Annotated in this window: 12 protein-coding genes; 5 read left to right on the top strand and 7 right to left on the bottom strand. The window is 38.8% G+C overall.

Features of this window, described 5'->3' with window-relative positions; translation table 11 throughout:
* Nucleotides 1-298 precede the first annotated feature (298 nt).
* The 5 genes from ML462_RS15305 to ML462_RS15285 form a co-directional block, all read right to left on the bottom strand.
* Nucleotides 299-2,212, bottom strand: a complete 1,914-nt coding sequence (locus ML462_RS15305) for a putative porin (RefSeq protein ID WP_240714703.1) — start codon at nucleotides 2,210-2,212, stop codon at nucleotides 299-301.
* 105 nt (nucleotides 2,213-2,317) lie between these two features.
* Nucleotides 2,318-3,643 (bottom strand): aryl-sulfate sulfotransferase, encoded by a 1,326-nt coding sequence (locus ML462_RS15300; RefSeq protein ID WP_240714702.1) that lies wholly within the window; start codon nucleotides 3,641-3,643, stop codon nucleotides 2,318-2,320.
* Between the two features lie 66 nt (nucleotides 3,644-3,709).
* Entirely contained in the window at nucleotides 3,710-4,408 is a 699-nt protein-coding gene (locus tag ML462_RS15295) for a hypothetical protein (RefSeq protein WP_240714701.1), read from the bottom strand.
* Between the two features lie 27 nt (nucleotides 4,409-4,435).
* Complete coding sequence (locus ML462_RS15290; RefSeq protein ID WP_240714700.1) at nucleotides 4,436-5,893, bottom strand: RagB/SusD family nutrient uptake outer membrane protein; 1,458 nt, start codon at nucleotides 5,891-5,893, stop codon at nucleotides 4,436-4,438.
* Nucleotides 5,894-5,931: 38 nt separating this feature from the next.
* Complete coding sequence (locus tag ML462_RS15285) at nucleotides 5,932-9,201, bottom strand: SusC/RagA family TonB-linked outer membrane protein (RefSeq protein ID WP_240714699.1); 3,270 nt, start codon at nucleotides 9,199-9,201, stop codon at nucleotides 5,932-5,934.
* Nucleotides 9,202-9,369: 168 nt separating this feature from the next.
* On the opposite strand from ML462_RS15285, the gene ML462_RS15280 reads away from it, so the two are divergent.
* Both ML462_RS15280 and ML462_RS15275 read left to right on the top strand, forming a co-directional pair.
* A complete protein-coding gene (locus ML462_RS15280; RefSeq protein WP_240714698.1) occupies nucleotides 9,370-9,966 on the top strand; it encodes a ribonuclease HII in 597 nt (198 codons plus the stop codon).
* Between the two features lie 33 nt (nucleotides 9,967-9,999).
* Complete coding sequence (locus tag ML462_RS15275; RefSeq protein WP_240714697.1) at nucleotides 10,000-12,411, top strand: hypothetical protein; 2,412 nt, start codon at nucleotides 10,000-10,002, stop codon at nucleotides 12,409-12,411.
* On the opposite strand, the gene lipB is transcribed toward ML462_RS15275, so the two are convergent.
* Nucleotides 12,408-13,109 (bottom strand): lipoyl(octanoyl) transferase LipB, encoded by a 702-nt coding sequence (gene lipB, locus ML462_RS15270; RefSeq protein ID WP_240714696.1) that lies wholly within the window; start codon nucleotides 13,107-13,109, stop codon nucleotides 12,408-12,410. The two genes, ML462_RS15275 and lipB, sit on opposite strands and share 4 nt — an antisense overlap.
* Nucleotides 13,110-13,112: 3 nt before the next feature.
* Nucleotides 13,113-13,271: a YqaE/Pmp3 family membrane protein gene (locus tag ML462_RS15265; RefSeq protein ID WP_108173096.1), complete on the bottom strand. Its 159-nt coding sequence runs from the start codon at nucleotides 13,269-13,271 to the stop codon at nucleotides 13,113-13,115.
* A gap of 119 nt (nucleotides 13,272-13,390) precedes the next feature.
* On the opposite strand from ML462_RS15265, the gene lysS reads away from it, so the two are divergent.
* The 3 genes from lysS (at nucleotide 13,391) to ML462_RS15250 (ending at nucleotide 18,326) form a co-directional block, all read left to right on the top strand.
* Complete coding sequence (lysS, locus tag ML462_RS15260; RefSeq protein WP_240714695.1) at nucleotides 13,391-15,082, top strand: lysine--tRNA ligase; 1,692 nt, start codon at nucleotides 13,391-13,393, stop codon at nucleotides 15,080-15,082.
* A gap of 292 nt (nucleotides 15,083-15,374) precedes the next feature.
* A complete protein-coding gene (locus ML462_RS15255; protein ID WP_240714694.1) occupies nucleotides 15,375-15,731 on the top strand; it encodes a hypothetical protein in 357 nt (118 codons plus the stop codon).
* Between the two features lie 99 nt (nucleotides 15,732-15,830).
* Nucleotides 15,831-18,326: a zinc-dependent metalloprotease gene (locus ML462_RS15250; RefSeq protein ID WP_240714693.1), complete on the top strand. Its 2,496-nt coding sequence runs from the start codon at nucleotides 15,831-15,833 to the stop codon at nucleotides 18,324-18,326.
* Nucleotides 18,327-18,381: the final 55 nt, after the last annotated feature.

Raw genomic sequence — 18,381 nt, 5'->3', positions numbered from 1 at the left:
GCTCTCCAACCAAATAAAATTTGAAAAAAATTTTATTTAATCCTTAAGACCCTTTATCGCCTCGCAACCCTTACCATCTCTCGTGTCAGTGAACATCGCCTTGCTCTCAAAGCGGCTGCAAATATACACCTGAATTTTGATTACACAATAGTCTTTTGAGAATTTGGCAATTTTTATCTGAATCACACATTTTTCTGCAAAACCAAAAGAATCCAGCAATATTTATACAACAGCGTAGAAGAATTCTTCAGTATAAAGAGAATTCAGAGAAGAATTCAGCAAGAAAGAAATAGGAATTTTAAAGAAAAAGATCCCAAACTAACCCAAAACGGACTAAAAAATCGGTGTATGGATAGCCCGGAGCGGTAAAATTATTATTCCCATCTATTAGATCATTTAAATGCTCAAGCTTAAAAAAGATTCGAGCCTTATCAACTTTTGCATTAAAGAAAAAGTCTACCACGGGAAAACCTCCTAATTCCTGGGAATTCTGAACATAGAATTCAGCAAGCACAGGATCGTAGGCATTCATCTGATATTTGGTAAAGTATTTAAATGTAAAACCTGTTTGCAAATACAAGGCCTCATCAAACCAGTAGTCTTTATAATAAAGAGAGTTCCTGGTGGTAAATTCAGGAAGGTTTAAAACCCCAACGCCCTCCAGAACATTCTGATACATTATAGTATTATAAGATCCGAATAAACCAAAATCGAATTCTTTCTCAGCCTTCAGCTTGAGATAGCGAACCTGGTCTCCTGCCTGGAATGGCTTTACCAGTGTATCTTCGTTTGTTGAAAAATAGGTGTAATTCTCAATTTGGGAAAGACTGGCATATAAATTTACGATCTTCTCTGATCTAAAATCACCAAAGACTCGTTGTGCAACTTCATTATCGAAATCATTCTGCCAGTTATAATTGATATAACTGCTCTGATGAAGAAGGAAATTAAAATTAGGTGCAGTACTATTTTGATTCACTCCAAAACGGATCGAGTTGTCCGGATCAAATTCATAAGAAGCGGAAGCTTCAATATAGTTACCTGAAAAGTCATCTGCCAAATTCAACCGCGCATCTCCTTCAACGCTGAAACCGCCAATTTGCTTTTTATAGGATGCTCCTACATGCAAAAGATCTCCACTTAACCGATTTCCTATAGTGTCCCCGGGTTTAATAAAAACCGAATTATACCCATAATTATAATTTGTATGCCCTGCCCTGAAAGAAAGATCACCTAAAAGACTATTTGAATAATTCACCGAAGCTTCATTAAACAAAGTTTCCAGACGGGTTATATCCTTAATCTGACCAGATACAAAAGACTCTCCGAAAATATCATTTTCGGCAGTTGTCTGAGTATAGACAAATTTTTTATAGCTATAATCGAATTTATGGCCAATAGTTAGCTTATTGGTAGAATCGGCGATATTGGTAATCTCATATTCGTGATCCAGAAAAAACCTCTTTCCATATAAGGTACTTTCAGCGTTCTGGAAATTAACCGAAAGAACCGATCGGTCTTCAAATTCAGGTTCCTTTGCAATGTACTGCCCAATAGCCAGAGAATCCAGACCGCCATTTTCTTCATTCAAAAGATCCTGGGATACAAAATGTCCTTTGGCATGATACCTCTTATTTTTGGAGTTATAACTGAATCCCATTCTCAGGTTTCCGCTACTCGTTAGGATATGCTGATATTTACCTAATGCACGTGTTCCTTTATAAGCAATGAACATATTCAGATTTTCTGAAGTACTAACCGTAAAAAAAGCATCGAGCTGCTGCCCCTGCTCTGGAACAGTTTTAAAATATAATTGTGTCCACGGAGTTGGGACATAATAATAATTTATATCCTCTACTTCCATGAAATTAAAATGCCTGGCACGGGCTCCAAATTCAGAAAAAGCACGCGAATAATCTTTTCGAAGACTCAGGCTATTGTAAGTTTGCCCGGTATTGGAAAAGGGAAGCAGTTCAAAATTATCCTTTCTCAGGTAATTGAACTTATAATCTTTTAATACGGTTAAGGTGGTATCAAGGAAAGTTGTATCGTTTTTAACTGAAATAATCTTATAAAGATCTATCGCCGGAAGAGAATCTTTCTCTGTTTTTGCCGGGTCACCATCTACGCCTCCGCCCTTAGGTCCTAATCTAGTTTGACCGAATGCGGATACGGCAAAAAACAATAAAAAAATTAAAAAGGATTTCTTCATAAAATCATACTAAAGCAGCAAAATTATAATAATTAACGATAGTAGGCCTAAGTTTATTAAAACAAAAGCCACCTTTTTGAGGTGGCTTTGAATTTATCATAATTTTTATAATTCAAGGTTCAATACAGCTTCGCTATCATCATTATAATGGTAGCCTCTCCAGAAAAATCCGTCACCTTCAAATTTCCATACGACTTCACGGGATTCTGTAACTTCCCAAAAACCAAAATCTCCTTCAGTGATAAGCGTATTACCATTATCCAATCTCCGGGCACCTGAAACTTTACCGGCAAAAAGATCTGGATCTGAGAAATCCCATACCACGTTTAGTTCGTTATTACTCCGTGCCTTTAGGTCGAATGTATCAGGTAATTCCAATTCAAAGACTGTAGAATGCGGATCTACCGACTCAATCCCATTGGAATAGACCAAAATAGTATTTGAGTTAAACACCAAATTTGGATGATGATTATGGTAAAACATCCTTTCACCTTTTGAATTATTATAAGCTCCCGGGTTACCAAACCTGTAAACAAGGTCTCCACCTTTACCGAAATTGCCTCCACTACCAGACCTGGCTTCAGACATAGATGTACTATGGTCAATTACCCAGACTTCGCTGAAAAAATTCACACTTAGGTAAATAAGATCTTTTTCGGGATCGTAATCCAAAGCATTGGCGTGAAATATATCACCGTTATAATTCCCATCTTTAAACGGGTCTTCATAATTCAAATTGATGCGTCCTGGATTGTCAGCTACAACACCATATTCTTCTGCTTCAGGATCGCTATCCTGAATTAAGTGATCCCAGGCATGCCATTCCCAGACTACCTGCTTCATGGAAGGATCGATCTCAAGCAACTTTTCAGTATAAATCTCTTCGTATTCCCCGTTATAACCCTTTTTTGCAATTTCTTCAGCTGATTTTTTCTCCCAGGCTATAAAAAGTATGTTCCCGTTGGGCAGCATTTCGATATCGTGATGTGAAAGATTCTCTTCATCGGAATAAGTATAATCCCATTTCAATTCTCCTTCAGGACTTATGATCGCGATCCTTCCACCGAAACCTCCAAATTGGAAGGAAGGTGATGGATCTGTAAGCGCCACGAGAAGACTTCCATCGTCTAACAAAACCGCATCGTTACCTATACCTGATGGCAATTCCCACTCCTTTAAAATTTTAGAAGCTTCCTTCTCCATGAGATAAACCCTGTTAGCTGATGCATCATTAACCAGCACCAGGCCTTCCTGGATTCTTTCACTGTCATGAATAATTATTTCACCGGCGAATGAATCTACAGGTTCCTGGGTCACGGTATCTTTATCTATTTCCTCAACCACTTCCTCCTCATCGACCTCAGTTATCTCATTATCTGAAGTGCAGCTAAAAAGGAAAAGGGCGAAAATTGATATATATAGTAATCTCATATGTATAAAAATAAAAAAAGGTGACCTGAAATTAATCAGATCACCTTATAATTTGTGAAGGTTATCTTAGAAAGATACCTCTACACTTGTTTCAGTTTCAAAATCACCTGTTAAAGTAGCTAGAACCGTACCAGCATAACTAATAGTTACACCACCGTCTGAAATACCATCTCCATAAGAATCGGTAAGGATCACAGTATATGTTCCAGATGCAAGACAAAGAGATGTATCTGCCGGGCTTCCTTCTACTTTTACAATAGAGTTTCCATCAGAGTCCAAAATCTCATATCCAGTTTCACCAGGATAAGCGTCTAAAGTGAAATCAAGAGAAAACTCTTCTCCAGGACAAACTCTAGCCACAGAAAAACTAAGAGGATCACCTACTGTAAACTCAGGCTCTTCCTCTAAATTTAAAACCATAGTTTTTCCAGCTACACCTAAACCAATATCTGAAGCACTTACAGTGAAGCTAGCCTCGTTAGATCCTGCAGGAATCGTTACAGTTTCAGGCACATTATATGCCTCAGGTGCAATTGATCCACCTACAGTAATATTGTAGGTACGATCTGATTGCATGTTCTTAGCAGAGTAAACATTCACATCATATGAAGTTGAACCGCCTACTGCTACCCCAAGAGGAACAGCCCCAGGAGCAAATTCCAGACGAACATAATCTGGCTCGGTAAGGTCGTCATCAAAATCACAAGAAACAACAGTGAATGACAACATCACCAAAGAAAGAATAAAATAAATATTTTTTTTCATTATAAAGTTTTTTAGAATTATTACTTGCTACTCGTTCTGATCGGTAATGAAAGGGTTGAACTGGATCTCAGATTCTGGGATCTCGAAAGTAAGTCTTTCATCGTCGTAAGGAATTCCAACACCTACGAAAGAAAGGTGGTTATCCCCTCTTGTAACAGTTGCCTGATTCCTTTTCATAGCAAGGTAACTCTTTCCTTCACCCCAAAGCTCGATACGAGTTTGAAGATAAATCTCATCTAGAAGACCTCCACCAGAAAGTCCATCAACATAAGAAGCATCATCTAAACGCTCATCAAGAACAGTTTTCAATGCAGACTGTGCATCAGCATCCATTCCTAATCTTGCAGCAGCTTCTGCTTTTAGAAGGTACATTTCAGCAATTCTCATGTATACGTAATCTGTAGTAACAACAGCCTGTCCACCAATCACTCTATTCGGATCATAGAACTTGTTCAATGGCATTAGGTCTGCATACCCTCCTGTTGGAGCTTGGAATTGTTGTTTTCTGATATCGTTATCTGGGATAGCAGCATAAAGATCTGAATCTATTGCTTTGGCATCACCTGCCCAAGCATAGCTATAAGTGAATCTATCTACCTGACCCCACCATGATACAAGACCAAGTCCAACATCAGCAGTTAGGTCAATTCCCCACATCCATCCTGAAGTGTTTAGGTCGTTAAATCCACCTAGGACCTCTTCAGAACTCATGATGCTAAATTCACCACTATTCACAACAGCATTGGTTAGATCATAAACCTGCTGCCATTCACCTTTAGATCCAAGAACATAAGCTAGCATACCCTGAGCTACAGATTTATTTATCTCATTCTTTCCAGCTCTTGCGAAACCATCTAGTAACGAGATAGCATCTGTAAGGTCTCTTTCCATGAAGTCATAGATCTCACTCATTGCTACTTTAGGTCCGTTTTGATCCTGCAGGTCATCATAGATAGGAAGGATCTCGGCAGTTGGATTGTATTTCTTAGCGAAATACTGAGTCAGGTAAAAATAAGAATGTGCTCTTATCGCTTTAGCTTGTCCCATGATGAACTTATTCTCATCAAGTTCAGGCACAGCCTCGTTACCTCCAAGTGCATCGATCACTGTATTCGCAGAACGAATGATTCGGTAGTAATATCTCCAAACCATGTAGTTTCTGGTACGTGTAAAATCCTGAGGAGCCTGGAATTCTGTAATATCAGCTCTATACCATCCATAAGTACTTACAGAAAGAGCCATATCTCCAGAAAGCATGTCTCCATAAATATCATAACCTTTCTGACCAAAGTCATCATGGTTAGTTGTTCCACCTGTACCGGTCTCTACAGTTAATGAATAGATACCTGTCATGGTACCTCTAACCACAGCTGGGTTCTTTTCAGCAGCTTCTCCAATTTGCTCAGCAGTTAGGAATTCGCTTGGCTGTTCATCTAAGAACTCTTCGCTACAGCCCACTCCTGCAAAGAGTAAGGCTGAAATCATTGAAATTTTAATTAAACTTTTCATAATAATGTTTTTTTTTAGAATTTAACCCTAACACCTAGAGTTACAGTTGTAAGTGGTGCGTAAAGTCTACGTCCAGAGTTACCAGATTGACTTGTGTTCGGCAAGAAACCTTCTCTAGCAGTCTTCGCGAATAAATTATCACCAGATACAAATATATTCAATAAATCTAAACCAGTCGACCCAATTACGTCACTATCAAATGTATAGCCTACCAGTGCGTTGTTTAAAGCAAGATAATCTGTACTTGTTAGGAAACGAGTTGAAGTGGAAGTACCGTTAACGATAGCGTTATCTGTAAGTGCAGGAACATCAGTGATGTCACCTGGTCTTTGCCATCTGTCAGCGATGTCTGAGTGGAAGTTGTTTCCAGCAGCACCAAATCTATCACTCATTAATTCTGCATACTGTGCATCGTAAGCATGACCACCAAGGCTATAGATGAACTGAGTAGAGAAGTTGAATCCTTTGAAACGACCACCTAATCTAAATCCACCACGAACATCTGGAATACCAGACTTTCCAACATACTTATCTGTTGCACTTGCATAAGTATCAGTTACTCTTCTTTCCACGGTAGCATCAGGATTGTCATTTAGATACGTAGTCATTGACGCTATGGATTCATCATCTCCGTCAAAAATACCGTTTCCGTTCACATCGTTGTAATACTGATACCAAAGTGGCGCTCCGTTAGCAGGATCTACACCGGCATATTCTCTCATATAGAAATCGTAGATAGAGCTACCCTGAGAGTAAGCATAGAATCCTGGAGAGTTATCTAGAATTCTCTCTTCTCCTGTAGAAGGCTCTAATGGCATAGTGATGATCTCGTTCTGTGGAAGTTCACCATTAATATTCAGGTCAAGTTTGAAATCTCTTGTATTGATAATATGACCTGTAAGGTTAAATTCAATAGCAGAGTTCAATAGCTCTCCATCATTTACAGTAATGATCGCAATACCTTGAGATGGACCTACTCTACGTTCGAAGATAAGGTTATCTGTTCTTTTTCTATAGTAATCTACAGAACCATCAAGGAATCTTCCAAGACTGAATTCAGTACCAACCTGGAACATTTTTGAAGTTTCCCAGGTAAGATCTGGGTTACCATTATCTCTTTGAGAAATAGAAATACCACCAGCAAGAAGACCTAGGTTAAAAGTATCATATCCTTCATAATATTCAACACCAGCTTCATCTCCTGTAATACCGTAAGAAGCTTTTACTTTCAAGAAGTTAACCAATCCTGAATTGAAGAAACCTTCATTCGAGATCACCCAGGATACACCGGCAGAACCGAATGTCCCCCATTTGTCATTCACGAATCGTGAAGAACCATCACGACGAACAGAACCACTGAAATAATATTTATCATCATAATCATAGTTTATCTGTCCGAAATAAGATTCTAATGATCTACCTTCAGAAAAACCTACAGGTGGGCTAAGGTTCTCAACGAAGTTGTTTAACTCATAAATATCAGGAGAAACAGATAGCCCTTTGTAGTTCTGAGTTTCTGATCTGTTAATTTTGTTACTCTCGTGAGCAACGAATGCATTAATACCATGATCACCAAACTGATCTGTATATCTAAGTAACTGAAGGAAGTTAGTAGAATAGTACTCTACATCTTCAGTATATAAATCACCTCCGGTAGATCTACCTCCACCGTAGAATGGGTTTCTGAATTGCTTCTCTCTATCCATGAAGTAGTTACCTCCAAAACGAGTTTCGAATCTCAGGTTATCTGTGATATCGATATTCAAAGACATATTACCATTTAACTGGTGTCTGTTAGAACCGTTAAAATCGTAAAGTGCAGAAGCGATCGGGTTCAGGTTGTTTGCGTTAGGACGCGCACGGAAACCTGAATCTGAACCATAATCATATTGATTACCTCCAAAAATTGGATCTGGCACTAATTCAAAATTATCATCCCTTAGGAAAACAGGGAAAACTGGAGCCATTTTATCAGCGAATTCAAATAAGTTTTCAGAACCCACTGTCTGACCATTGGCTATAGTTTCAGAATAAGTGTAACCAAGGTTAACACCTACTTCTAACCATTCTTTAACCTGAGAAGTAACATTTAAACGTGAAGTATATCTGTCAAACCCAGTTCTAATAGCATACCCATCGTCATTAAGGTAACCAACAGAAGCGAAATATTTTGTTTTTTCGTTTCCTCCTCCAAATCTTGCACTAGCTTCAGTTCTAATAGAAGAATCGAAAGCAAGATCTTCATATCTCTGTGGAGTATATCTTCTGGTCACTCCATCTCTAACCATTCTTGTTTCAGGATCGATAAGCTCTCCTCCATCAGCTACATTCCACATGTTATATCCAGCTGGAATATAGTTGTCTGTAAATAACTGGCTATTAGCAAAACCAACAGGATCTGCCTGACCTGTAATAACTCCTCTGTTGTAAATACCTTCCCAAACGTATCCAATATACTCTTCAGGAGATCTTAACACATCATAACGTGGGATCATTTGAGTATTCACACCAGTCTTAACATCTACCTCGATATAATCTTCACCGGCACTACCAGATTTAGTTGTGATCAATACAACACCATTTGCCCCTCTGGAACCGTAGATCGCTGTAGCCGTTGCATCTTTAAGAATAGTGGTACTCTTAATATCTGCAGGGTTGATCGAGTTAATAGTATTGATAGCCTCATTATCTGGATCGTTAGGATCTGCACCAGTACTAACATTCAATGGCACACCATCAATAACGTAAAGAGGATCACGGTTACCGTTTACAGAACCATAACCTCTAATTCTAATAGTAGAAGCTGTTCCTGGCTGACCTGAAGTATTAATTACATTCACCCCAGCAACCTCACCGGCAAGAGCCTGGGTGATGTTTGAAGTTGACTTCACATCAAGGTTTTCTGCTTCAATAGTTGTTGCAGAACCTGTAAAGGACTGCTTGGTAGCAGTACCATAACCTACAACCACAACTTCGTCTAATGCCGCAGCATCTACAGTCATAGTCACATCTATAACATCAGAAGAACCAACGGAAAGTTCCTGTGTTGCGAATCCAAGGTAACTGTATACTAACACCTTACCTTCTTCAACACTGATGCTGTAATTTCCATCAAAATCGGACTGAACCCCATTGCTCGTACCTTTTTCGATGACATTCACCCCTGGGAGAGGCAAACCGTCTTCATCTACAACCGTACCAGTGACGGTCTTCTCTTGTGCAAAACCAATTTGCACCACTAACACCAGTAAAAGTGTTAGAAATCCTTGTAATCTTTTTTTCATTATTTGTTAAATTTGAATTAGCCAGCGCCAAAAATCATAATAAAATCTTAATAATCCAAAATATTTTTCATTTTAACTTATTAGCACTTTAACACTTCAATGTGCCGAATTAAGAAGCAAAATCCAGACTATTGAGGTTTTATTAAAAAAATCATATTAAAATTACGAATGCTTAATTTTTACAATTCCAAATTAACCATCGCCGGAACAGATGAAGCCGGGAGAGGTTGTTTAGCGGGACCGGTTACTGCTGCTGCAGTGATCCTGCCTCCAGACTATAAAAATTCACTGTTAAATGATTCAAAAGTAACCAGCGAGAAAAATCGGAATTTATTACAATCACATATTGAGTTAAATTCCAGTTCTTACGGAATCAAGCATATTTTTATGGACGAAATTGACAAAATCAACATCCTGAATGCTTCAATTCTGGCCATGCATGGCGCTCTTGAAAATTTAAAGACTGAACCTGATTTCATTATCGTAGACGGTAATAAATTCAAGCCGTTTAAAAATATCGACCATGAATGCATCGTAAAGGGAGACGGGAAATTTTTAAGCATCGCTGCGGCATCCATTCTTGCGAAAACCTACCGTGACGCCTTTATGAATAAGATCCATGAAGAGTATCCAATGTACAATTGGAAAAAGAATAAAGGTTATCCCACGAAGGAACACAGGGATGCAATTGAAAAATTTGGTATTACGAAATATCACCGGAAAAGCTTTAAACTACTTCCGGAACAATTGAAGATTGATTTCTAAGTTTCTATTTTTGCTCAAATCTGAAACCTAACCATGAAAAGATTAATATTAGTTCTTCTAATAATTTCCTTATACTCCTGCTCCAAAAACAAATCGACAGAATTCAAGGTTTATAAGTATCTACCTAAAGATTCTGAGATGGTAATTATTAGCCAGGACATGGGAAATTTCATCAAAAATCTCTCTGATAACGACCTGGTAACGAAAAGTGGATTTCCATTGAAAGACAGATTTTCAAAAGAACTAAGCCGTCTTAAAGAATTGAATTTTAAACATGAGACCGCCATCGCTTTTTCAGGATTGGGCTCCGAAAACATCGCCTTTACTCTTGTCACAAAAAAAGATTCCAGCTTATTAAGCCTTGATTCAATCAAGAATAAATCGGTTGAAACCTTTAAACAGAAAAACCTGGAATTTAAAAATATAAAATTTGAAGATACCGAATTCTTCATGTTTGAGGCAGAAACAACTTCAATAATCAGCAATTCAAGAGAAAACCTAATTGAATCCGGTAAAATTGAAAACCCCTTATCATCTCAGAACTTTCAAAAAGCTTACCATGCTTCCAGTCCAGAAAAGACTACCATATTCTATAATCATAACCGGCTAGGTTCCGTTTTTAAAGAGTTTTTTCAAAAACTACATTTTCCAGCCTTTACTAATTTTGCCGAATGGAGTATTCTGGACCTGGATTTTGCTAAGAACCAAATTCGGGGTAATGGAATAAGCTTGGGCAATCAGGAATCTGCTTCCTTGAATCTCTTTAAAAATACATCTCCACAGCAATCTGAAACATCAGCGGTATGCCCTGAGGATTTTATAAGTTTTCTTTCTTTGAATTATGAGAATTTTGAGAACCTATATGAGAGTCCTCTAAAAAGCATAGATAGCACCACATTTAAATATCCGGAAGTACTTGACGTCACAAGGGAAGCCACAGCTATTACTTTCGAGAGCGGAGAGGCATTCGTATTGAATGCCAAAGATATTGAACTGGCGAAAGAAGCTCTTGCAGGGCTTGGTGATGAAATTGAGACTTTCCGAGGTTCCTCAATTTTTGAGTTGAATGATCCTCTGGATTTCAAAAAGTCCTTTTCTAAAATCCTCGAGGTCGAAAATGGGCGATTTTATACTTTCCAGGATCATTTTGTGATATTTTCAACAGATCTGGAAATTTTGAAAAATATTATTGCCGCCATTCAGAATTCAGACACTCTTAAAGACAAGGCATATTTTACAAATCTTATGTCTACCCTTTCTTCGGAATCTTCCATGCTTTTTGTTATCAATTCCTCTAATTATACAAAAGCTAATAAGCCTGAATTCAATAAGAATAGCCTGGCCGCTTTACAGATAATCATTGAAGATGATTTCGCTCACCTGCATACAGTAATTTCTAATTCTGAAGAAGCTGCTTTGAGCAATGGCCCAGAACAGGTCGCCTCCTTTAAAATCGATGCCCCGGTGAGTACCACGCCGTATTTCTTCAAAAATCACCGGACAGATCAAATGGACATTTCGGTACAGGATGAAGACAACAATATTTATCTTATTTCAAATAAGGGAACCGTTTTCTGGAAAAAGAAAATGGATAGCCAGATCACCAGCCCAATCTACCAGGTAGACCTTTTTAAAAATGGGAATCAGCAACTGGCATTTTCCACCGGTTACCATATGGAGGTTCTGGACAGAAACGGCAATAAAGTAAAAGGCTATCCTATCCAGTTTAATTCACCACTTACTCAGCCTCTTTCAGTTTTCGATTATGACAATAACCGAAATTACAGGTTTGTACTTACTCAGAACAAAAGAGTTTACATGGTAGGCCCTCGCGGAAAAGCAATAAAGGGCTTCGATTTTGAAAGTGCCGGGAGTGAAGTAATAAAACCTCCTAAACACATCAGGTTAGGTAATAAAGATTATATTCTGGTTGCAGAGAAATCAGGAAAGTTAAACATTCTTAGCAGGCAGGGAGATATAAGAGTTCCGGTTAAGGGCAATATCGATTACTCGGAAAATGAATGGTATGGCTACCAAAACAGTTTTGTTTCGACAAAACCGAAAAGTGACCTCATCAAGATCTCCCAAAATGGAAATATTTCTTCTTCAGATCTTGGACTTGCAGAAAACAACAGGATTGTGGCTGACAGAACCAACCTTGTTTATTTGAATGAAAATGAACTCAGCATAAATTCCAGGATCGTCAATTTAGATTTTGGGCTTTACAGCGATCCCCAGTTATTCAATATTCGCAACCGAACTCTGGTGGCGATCACAGATACTCAAACCCAAAAGGTTTATGTTTTTAATGATAAAGCAGAACTTTTAGAAGGATTCCCGGTATATGGAACCTCGCAGGTAGATATCGCCAATGCCGATCTGGATTCTAAGCTGGAGCTTGTGGTTAAAGGTGAAGAAAATGAAATCCTGATGTATAAGTTCTAATTGGCAATTTCAGCTTCAAAAAGCTCAGCGAAATGCTTCAGCACTTTTTGCTGAACTTCTTCCATATCTACCTCTTTCTGCCCTAATTCAACATTTAGGGAAGTAACCGCTTTTCCTTTAATTCCGCAGGGAATGATATTGTCGAAATAACCGAGATCGGCATTTACATTCAGGGCAAAACCATGCATAGTCACCCACCTACTGGCCCTTACCCCCATGGCGCAGATCTTTCGTGCAAAGGGAGTTCCAACATCTAACCAAACACCGGTCTCTCCCGGACTTCTTTCAGTTTTCAATCCGTACTCGGCCAGGGTTAGGATCACTGTTTCTTCAAGTAACCTGAGATATTTATGTATATCAGTAAAAAAATTGTCAAGATCCAAAATGGGATAGCCCACCAATTGTCCCGGACCATGGTAGGTAATATCCCCTCCTCTATTGATCTTGTAGTAAGTAGCATTCTTCGCTTTTAATTCAGCTTCTGAAATTAGCAGGTTTTCCGCATCACCACTTTTCCCCAAAGTATATACGTGAGGATGTTCCACGAAAAGCAGGTAATTTTTAGTTGGCTCATCCAGCTCCTCTCTTCTATTCCTGATCTTTAGATCCAGTGTATTTTTAAAAAGTTCTTCCTGGTAATCCCAGGTTTCTTTATAATCTTTCACTCCCAGGTTCTGTATTTCAACTTTCTTGTTCATACTTTAAGACTTCGGGTTATTCAAAATGATAAGCGCGGCGATCACTCCAGGTACCCAGCCTAACAGGGTAAGGATGAGAACGATTAAAATAGAACCACATCCTTTATCGTATACTGCCAGGGGAGGGAATAATACAGAAAGAATTACTCTCCAGATACTCATTAATGCTAATTTTCATGCAAAGATAGAATTAATATTTCGGCTTTTAATTGCATTGTGTGGCAGGCTGATAGTCACTATATTTGCATCCGCATTTTTGTTGAATGCATAAAAAAAATTATATGCAGCAGTTATCAGAACAGGAACAAATTAGAAGAGAGAAACTAACGGCCATAAGAAAAGCCGGTATCAATCCATATCCAGCCGACCTTTTTCCGGTTGATCATTTAACCTCCGAGATTAAGGAAAATTTTGAAGAAGGAAAAGAAGTAGTGATCGCAGGAAGATTAATGTCCAGAAGGATCCAGGGAAAAGCATCTTTTGCTGAACTTCAGGATTCAAAAGGCAGAATCCAGGTTTATTTTAACAGGGATGAAATTTGCCCGGGCGAGGACAAGGCTAAATACAATGACGTTTATAAAAAGCTTCTGGACATTGGTGATTTTATTGGAATTGAAGGAGAACTTTTCAAAACCCAGGTTGGAGAAATGACCGTAATGGTTAAGGATTTTCATCTTTTGAGTAAATCTATTCGTCCTCTTCCGCTTCCTAAAACTGATAAAGAAGGAAACACCCATGATGGCTTTAACGATCCCGAGCAAAGATATCGCCAGCGTTATGCAGACCTTGCGGTGAATCCCAAGGTAAAAGAGATCTTCGTAAAAAGAACAAAACTGTTCAACGCAATGCGAAATTTCTTTAATGAAAGAGAATATTTTGAGGTGGAAACTCCAATTCTTCAATCTATTCCCGGGGGTGCGGCAGCAAGACCTTTCGTAACACACCACAACGCACTGGATATTCCGCTGTATCTTAGAATTGCCAATGAACTTTATTTAAAAAGATTGATCGTTGGTGGTTTTGACGGGGTATATGAGTTCTCGAAAAACTTTAGAAATGAAGGAATGGACAGGACGCATAATCCGGAATTTACGGCAATGGAAATCTATGTAGCCTACAAGGACTACAACTGGATGATGGAGTTCACCGAACAATTGCTTGAGCATTGCGCGATCGCCGTAAACGGAACTACAGATGCAACTTTTGGAGAGCACAAGATCAACTTTAAAGCGCCATATAAGCGTTTAAGCATGACCGATGCCATTAAGGAGTATACCGGATTCGATATTACAGGAAAATCTGAAAAAGAATTGTTCGAAGCGGCAAAAGGAATGGGCATCGAAGTAGATGATACCATGGGTAAAGGAAAACTTATCGATGAGATCTTTGGTGAAAAATGTGAAGGCAACTTTATCCAGCCTACTTTCATAACAGATTATCCAAAGGAGATGAGTCCGCTTTGTAAAGAACATCGTGACAATCCTGATTTGACCGAGCGTTTTGAGTTAATGGTATGCGGAAAAGAGATCGCCAACGCCTATTCAGAGTTGAACGATCCTATAGACCAGCGCGAGCGTTTTGAAGAGCAATTGAAACTTTCAGAAAAAGGAGATGATGAAGCAATGTTCATAGACAATGATTTCCTAAGATCATTGGAGTATGGTATGCCACCTACCTCCGGACTTGGAATTGGAATGGACAGGTTGATCATGTTCCTTACCAATAAACAGTCTATACAGGAAGTATTGTTCTTCCCTCAAATGAAACCTGAAAAGAAAGCTGTTGATCTTAGCGATGAAGAAAAAGCCGTTTTCAAATTGCTGAAAAATGATGAGATCCATGAATTGTCCAACATCAAGGATCAATCTGGTCTTAGCAATAAGAAATGGGATAAAGCCCTGAAAAGTCTTAGAAAACATAAAATGATCGATGTTTACAAGGAAGGAGAGACGCTTAACATCAAAGCTATCTAAGAGTAAGATATTTTAATAGAATTGAAATCAGAAAAAAGTTCTGTCCGGGTGGCAGAACTTTTTTTTATTATTTTAGAGGATGCGCCGCCCGTTACTTCCTAAACAACCTCCTAAGTTCATCTCCTATTTAAGGGTAGGAAAACTACTTTACCTTTCCTTAGGATTGTTTGTCCTGGAGTCAGTTTTTTTCTGGAAACTTTTTCAAAAAAGCCTTTTCGAGGGTGATTTCATATTTCAAATTATCTGGTTGCTCTGTTTTCTTTTCTCCTTTATTCATATTTTTTTGGTTTTTATGGATGGATGGTCTCGTTACCAGAATTACAAAAGGATTAAGGATCAGTTTTATATTCACGGTTTCGATGTAAGGCTTGCTGGAAATTACAAAGGCTCGAAATGCCAGCGGATGGCAGCTATCGTAGCCGCTTCAGAGTTAGGAATGGAAAAGGAAATTAGAAATTTTTTTAGAAAATGCGGAGTGAAGCATTATCATTTCATTCCCTATTTTATGATCCAGGATCCCTTTTTCCTTTTTAGTAAATCTTTCTGGTCCCGTACCTTTCTGGAAAAACCATATCATTCAAAATTTGATTACAGGAAGATCTTCAATTCTCAAATTACTGTAAATACAGATTTAACAACTTCAGTTTAAACCATTTTCGATAAGCTTAGTCCTAGAACTGCCAACGGGCATCTCATTCATTTATTTTAGCCCTAAAATTGAAGCTTATTAATTAAACAATTACAATTTATGATCAAAAAACAAGGCCTCAGGCTAATGCTTGTAGCGCTTTCTTTATCTGTTTCCAGTTGTGCCGTATTTCAGGCAGAAAGTAAAAAACAGGATGTTGCTGGAAATAGCGACAAGGAAGACGAAAAAAATGGTGGCTTAAAACCATACAATAAGGTTATCACTAAAGACGCTAAAAGCGACGAGGGACTATTCACCGTTCATGAAGTTGAAAACAAATATTTCTACGAAATTCCGGATAGTCTATTTAACCGTGAAATGCTTACCGTTACGCGAATCGCTAAAACTGCAAACGGCATTGGTTTTGGTGGAGGAAAGCAAAATACCCAGGTTCACAGATGGCAGAAGAAAGGAGATAAGGTTTTACTACGCGTAGTGTCTTATGAAGTTTATGCGGCAGATTCCCTACCTGTTCATGAAGCAGTAAGAAATTCCAATTTCGAACCTATTCTGCAAACTTTTGATGTAAAAACGGTTGGCAAGGATTCTATAAGCAAATCAACGGTAATTGATGTAACTGATCTTTATACCAAGGATGTTCAGGCACTAGGTCTTCCTGATGGAACTAGAAAAAGGTACAAAGTATCCCGTCTGGACGAAAGCAGGTCTTATATAGATACTATTAGAAGTTATCCTGAAAACATTGAAATAAGACACGTAAAGACTTATAATGCCGGGGAGCCGCCTTCAAATTCCAGTACGGGGTCTATTTCGCTAGAATTCAGCAATTCCATGATCCTTTTGCCGGAGGTTCCTATGGAAAGAAGATATTTTGATGAACGTGTAGGCTGGTTCACCACCGAACAAACAGATTACGGGCTGGAAGCTCAGAAAAGCAAGACCGTTGAATTCCTTGACAGATGGAGACTGGAAGTTAAGGAAGAGGACATGGAAAAGTTCAAAAATAGCGAACTGGTAGAACCAAAGGAGCCAATCGTATATTATATAGATCGTGCGACTCCTGAAAAATGGGTTCCGTTCATTAAAAAGGGAATCGAAGACTGGCAGGTAGCTTTTGAAGCAGCCGGATTCAAAAATGCCATTTTAGCCAAAGAAGCACCAACGGTAGAGGAAGATCCAGACTGGAGCCCTGAAGATGTAAGATACTCTGTAGTGAGATATCTTGCTTCCCCGATTCCAAATGCAAATGGTCCCCACGTAAGCGACCCGCGATCTGGAGAGATACTCGAATCTGATATCAACTGGTATCATAATGTAATGACATTGCTTAGAAACTGGTTCTTTGTTCAAACTGCAGCTATCAACGAAGAGGCGCAGGACGTAGCTTTTAAAGACGAAGTCATGGGAAGATTGATCAGGTTTGTTTCCTCTCATGAGGTAGGGCATACGCTTGGACTTCCGCATAATATGGGTAGTAGTGTTGCCTACTCAGTAGAAGATCTTAGAGATCCTGAATTTACCCAGAAATATGGTACTGCACCTTCAATCATGGACTATGCAAGATTTAATTATGTGGCACAGCCGGAAGACGGAGATGTGGCTCTTATGCCTAACATTGGCCCGTATGACAAATATGCCATTGAATGGGGTTACCGCCCTATTCCTGAAAAAGAGGGAAAAGAGAAAAAGCCAATTCTGGATGAATGGATCCTCGAACATGCGGGTGACCCAATGTATAGGTTCGGAAGACAGCAAGGAAATGTGATCGACCCTAGTTCTCAAACCGAAGATCTTGGAGATGATGCTATGCTTGCCAGCGAATATGGGATCAAAAACCTTAAAAGAATTGTTCCGAAATTAATTGAATGGACCGCCGAAGATGGCAAGGATTATGAAGATCTTGATGATCTTTACGGACAGGTACTTGCTCAGTACAATCGCTATATGGGGCACGTGGCGGCTAACATTGGTGGAGTTTATGAATATTACAAAACTTACGACCAGGAAGGTGCCGTATACTTTCATGTAGACAAAGAAAAGCAGGAAAGAGCAATGGATTTCCTTCAAAAGCAATTGTTCGAAACTCCGGAATGGATGATCAACCAGGAGATCTTCAATAAAATCGAATTTGATGGAAATGTGGAGCGAATTAGAAATATGCAGCAGAGAACCCTAAACAATCTTCTGGATTTCGGAAGAATGGCAAGGCTAATGGAAAATGAAGAGATTAACGGAAAAGAAGCTTATTCTCTTCTTGATATGATGACGGAACTAAGAAAAGGAATCTGGAGCGAGATCTATTCGGGAAAAAGCACAGACCGGTACAGAAGAAATCTTCAGAGAGCTTATATCGAAAGAATGGAATTCCTGATGAATGAAGAGCAGGAGGAAGTTCCTGAAAGATGGAGAAACTGGATAAGTCAGAGTGAGGTGAACGTTTCTCAAAGTGATATCAGGCCGGTTGTTCGCGGGGAATTGAACACCCTGGAAAGACAGATTAAAAATTCACTTTATCGTGCAAATGACACCCTAACCCGTTATCACTTACAGGACATTCTTAAAAGAATCGATCTTATCCTGAACCCGGTAAATTAAACCGTTTTAAAGTTATAATATTAGAAAGCTATCACTCTAAAGGTGATAGCTTTTT

The sequence above is a fragment of the Christiangramia lutea genome (assembly GCF_022489035.1).
GTDB classification, from domain to species: Bacteria; Bacteroidota; Bacteroidia; order Flavobacteriales; family Flavobacteriaceae; genus Christiangramia; species Christiangramia lutea.
Note: the sequence above shows the minus strand (reverse complement) of the source record. Positions and strands in the feature narration are given on the sequence as shown.